General features: G+C 34.3%; 4 protein-coding genes. 3 read left to right on the forward strand and 1 reads right to left on the reverse strand.

The genetic code is table 11. From position 1 onward, the window contains the following. The coding region (locus WG89_RS32565; RefSeq protein ID WP_062260605.1) for a transposase at positions 1-169 on the reverse strand (169 nt) is incomplete at its 3' end. Positions 170-205: 36 nt separating this feature from the next. Between WG89_RS32565 and WG89_RS28400 the strand changes: the two genes are divergently transcribed. The 3 genes from WG89_RS28400 to WG89_RS28410 all read left to right on the forward strand — a co-directional run. Further along, the gene (locus WG89_RS28400) at positions 206-1,588 is read left to right on the forward strand and encodes a flippase (RefSeq protein WP_062271133.1); all 1,383 of its coding nucleotides are present in this window, start codon (positions 206-208) and stop codon (positions 1,586-1,588) included. Between the two features lie 15 nt (positions 1,589-1,603). Beyond that, positions 1,604-2,386, forward strand: a complete 783-nt coding sequence (locus tag WG89_RS28405; protein WP_062271135.1) for a glycosyltransferase family 25 protein — start codon at positions 1,604-1,606, stop codon at positions 2,384-2,386. After that, positions 2,383-3,552, forward strand: a 1,170-nt coding sequence (locus tag WG89_RS28410; protein ID WP_062271136.1) for a hypothetical protein, incomplete at its 3' end; no start/stop codon positions are given. The genes WG89_RS28405 and WG89_RS28410, both read left to right, overlap by 4 nt.

Genomic DNA, 3,552 nt, shown 5'->3' on the forward strand with positions numbered 1-3,552 from the left:
GAGGATAAGGAGGTCTTCCGTTGCCACGCTTAGGGTAATAGGGCTCGATTACGGCCTCTAAGCGTTTCCATGGAATCAGAACCTCCATTCTTTCAAGAAAAATTTCCCTACGAGTTCTGCGTCGCTTCTGGCTGAATTCACTGTCGGAAAAAGAGAGTTGTTGGTCCATGACTACCTCTGATCAAGCTGCTGAGATTATTATCTCATGATCAGGGACTTATTCGCAGGTTCCTTAGTAAGTGTATGTTTTTTATATGATTCTATACAAGTTATGAATTTAAAAGAATATCTTGGGGTTTTTGAGAATATTTTTTGGTTATCTGCTGATAAACTAAGCAAAATTCTTATAGGGGTAACTGTAGTTGTTGCAGTTGCCCGGTATATGGAGCCGTCTGGCTTTGGAGTGTTTAGTTATGCTCAAGCAATAGTCGCCATTTTTCTATTGGTGTCAACATTAGGGTTTGATACGGTTGTTGTTAGAGATCTAATTAAATATCGAAAAAGTGAGGGAGAGATTCTAGGCTCAGCACTCTTTATTAGGTTTTGTGCTTCAGTAGTTATATATTTAACTTTATGCCTATTTATCTATAATTTTAGATCTGAAAGTGACTTGTTACTCTGGAGTGTATTGATTCTAGGTATTAATGTCATTGGTCAACCGTTTAAAGTGTTTTCATATTGGTTTGAAGCGCGTCTGAAATTAAAGTATGTTGTATGGATAACTAATACTAACTTAATCGTTTTCTCGGCTCTGAAAATATTTGTAATATACTTAGATTTTGGGTTTTATCTTATTGTCTGGCTTACAATGCTTGAGTTATTGTTATCAAATTTATTTATATATCTTGCGTATATATATATCAGCAAAGACACTATATCCCTATCTATTAAAACTAATAGAATAAAAGAGCTTCTCCGAGATTCTTGGCCTCTTATAATATCGTCTGCAGTTTGGGTTTTATATACTAGGGTTGATCAGTTAATGGTTGGCAGAGTACTTGGTGAGGAGGCTGTTGGTATTTATTCTGCGGCAGTTAAGATAAGCGATATTGTTAGTTACCTTCCCAGCGTAATAGTAGTTTCTTTAATTCCTAAAATATTACCTTATAAAAAATCGAATCCTCAGGGATATGAAGAAATGTTTCAAGGTTTGTATAACCTTGTTCTATCTCTACTTATTCCTATAGCTTTGTTTCTAAGCCTGTTCTCTGAAGTTATTATAAAAGCTATCTTTGGTGAAATATATCTTCAATCAGCAGATGTATTGAGGGTTAATGCTTGGATGAGTATATTTTTTGGAATGGCCGTTATTAGTGGGCGATATCTTTTGAATGAAAATAAACAGAGATTAAGCATGATTCGCCATATTTTTGGTCTTGTGGTGAATGTTGTTTTAAATTATTTTCTAATAAAGCTTTATGGCATGATTGGGGCTGCATATGCAAGCTTGATTTCTTTATTTTTGGCTAATTACATCTTTGATGTTTTCTTTAAGGATACACGGAAGGTGTTTAAGCAAAAAACAATTGCACTAACATTTATTTGGGTATTCAGCTTATTCAAGAGCCGGGGTGAGTATGGTAGCTAGTATAGTAGGTTGGGAATGATTCAGGACGAAGTTGAAATTTTTCTTGTGTCTCTGCAAAGTGACACTTCTCGAAGAGAAAAACTCGAAAAAGAGTTTCCAGAGTCTTATCCTCAATTCAAATTAATAAGTGCTGTTGATGGTAGACTGGTATCGTCTAAAGAATATTATGACAGCGTTATCAAATATTACATTAATGAAGGAAGACTTTTGTCCCCTTCTGAATTAGGTTGTACCTTAAGCCATATAAAGGCACTAAAGGAATTTTTAAAAACAGATAAGAAGTTTGCTCTTATCCTTGAGGATGATGTTCAAGGTGATGATGAAAAAATAAAAACAATTATTAAAGAGTTAAGCTTATTAGACTCTAAGTCATTATTGATCTGTGGTGGGCAGGATGGCTTACGATACAGGGACTTTCTATATGGAAAGAGAGTATCAAACGCAGAACACTATAAGTTATCGAAATTTTCTTATGAATATACCTTAAGAACCTGCTGTTATGCTGTAACCAGAGAGTCTGCTGAAACTATTCTAAAGTCACATGAGAACTATATTAGAGAAGCTGACAGTTGGAGACATTTCTTTGAAAAAAGCCCAATAGAAATTTATTTTACGAACAAACTAGCTCATCCAATAGACCTTGCAGGTAGTCATATTGAAAGCGATCGAGCGCTTTTTAAAAGCTTACCTTTATGGAAAAAAATTCTCGAACTGAAAGTGTTTATACGAATCTATAGAACTGTAAAGAGACACTTGATTTCTAATATCTTAAGGCTTTCTAAGTTTAATAAATTATGACTTTTTTAAAAAGCAACCAAAAGGTTAGCTTCAATAATGTTTTTCTGCTCTTCCTTGTCGTTAACTCCTTTTATATAGTGCCGCCTTTAAATAGCTCAATGCTTGCTGGTATTTTTGTTGCAGGAGAGATCTTGCTCCGAAGAGATAAGTATGCTCAGTTAGTCAAAAAGAATATTTCTTGGGAATCTATTATCATTCCTGCCATTTTTATAGTGGTGATGTTATTATTTAGTGCACTTATACCCGTTTTACATGGGACGAAAGATTTTAGCTATAGTAAAAACTTTATTTCTACACTAATACAGTTTTTTATTATAACTTTATTGGTACTTAAAATTTATAGTGATTGTTTGGAGTCTCAAGCTCCTATAAGTAAACATTTTGAATACTTGCTTGTTACTGTTTTTCTGATACAAAGTGTGATACAGCTGTTTGCTTTTTCATATCCTTCATTTGCTTCAATTGTTCATATCTCCTATAAAGAACTTGCAATTGAGCGACTCTATGAAAATTATAATGGGGCTCGTGGCTTAGCTCTTACAGGATCTCCAGGCTGGGGGTTGTCTGTTGGTTACTCTCTGGCGTACCTTTTCTATACCAAATACTATTTGGTTGATCGGTCAATAAGTCTTAAAAGTGCGTTAATAGGTTTTGTTCTAGTGCTAGGTGGTATTTTTGCTGGAAGATCTGCTTATCTGGGTGTAATTGTAAGTTTGATTTATTATTTACTTTGCCATAAGAAATTGGAGGAAAAATTTAAAGAGCTATGTGTAGGTTCTCTCTATCTCGCATTTTTTACTCTAGTTTTCTATGTCTTTTTCCCTTCTTTAGCAATGAAGTATGTAAAACTTGTATTCCCCTATGCATTCGAAGCTGTCTATCAATATCAGAGTACTGGAGTTGCTCAGACGACCTCTACAAATAACCTTAAGAGGATGTGGGAGGTTCCGTTTAATCTTAGAACTTTCTTTTTGGGAGATGGTATTCTTACAGACCATACAACAGGGTCTTACTATAAGCGGACCGATGTCGGTTATATGAGAAACTTATTATTTGGAGGTGCTGGTTGGATAGTTATGCTGCTTCTCTATCAATATTTTATAGGGCCATTTAAATTTATATCTAAATGCTTTGTTGATAATAGAATAAAGTTATTCTTAATTTGT

The sequence above is a fragment of the Endozoicomonas arenosclerae genome (genome assembly GCF_001562015.1).
Lineage (GTDB): Bacteria > Pseudomonadota > Gammaproteobacteria > Pseudomonadales > Endozoicomonadaceae > Endozoicomonas_A > Endozoicomonas_A arenosclerae.

Excerpts from the sequence above, each read along its gene's own strand:
- WG89_RS28400 (WP_062271133.1), top strand. The coding sequence starts at position 206 with ATGATCAGGGACTTATTCGCAGGTTCCTTAGTAAGTGTATGTTTTTTA.
- WG89_RS28405 (WP_062271135.1), top strand. The coding sequence starts at position 1,604 with ATGATTCAGGACGAAGTTGAAATTTTTCTTGTGTCTCTGCAAAGTGAC.